The organism is Mesorhizobium sp. M5C.F.Ca.IN.020.32.2.1 (genome assembly GCF_004023105.1).
In the GTDB taxonomy this organism is placed as follows: domain Bacteria; phylum Pseudomonadota; class Alphaproteobacteria; order Rhizobiales; family Rhizobiaceae; genus Mesorhizobium; species Mesorhizobium wenxiniae.
The window spans coordinates 1-442 of record NZ_RZSX01001679.1 but is presented as its reverse complement, the minus strand read 5'-3'; the positions used below and the strand labels follow the sequence as shown (position 1 = coordinate 442).

Annotated in this window: 1 pseudogene; it reads left to right on the top strand. The window is 56.6% G+C overall.

The features are described from left to right. Positions 1-127 precede the first annotated feature (127 nt). Positions 128-442 (top strand): annotated as a pseudogene (locus EOA86_RS38120) (S9 family peptidase); the annotation flags it as partial.

Here is a 442-nt window from a genome sequence, read left to right as displayed (position 1 = left end):
GAGGCCCCACCTTAGAGCGGCCAACAGCGCAACGGCTCGTTTTGCGCGTTCCAAGTTGAATATAGATCGTCGCAAGACGATGTTTGCAACACCGAGCCTTGATGAGTTTATCGGAGACCATTTGACGATGTCGAACACAAAGACGCAGGCGAATTCGGCGGACGAAGATCCCTTTCTCTGGCTGGAGGACAGGACAGGCAAGCAAGCGCTCGACTGGGTTCACCGTCAGAACGAGGCTACAACAGGTGAATTGCAGAGTGATCCGTCCTACCAGGCCTACTTCCAAACCGCGCTCGACCTGATGACGGCCGAAGACAACATTGCGGTTGGCTCTGCGCTCAACGGCCACGTCTATAATTTCTGGCAGGACAAGACCAACGTGCTTGGCCTCTGGCGGCGCACGCCGGTCGCTTCCTACAAGACCGAGAAGCCGGATTGGGAC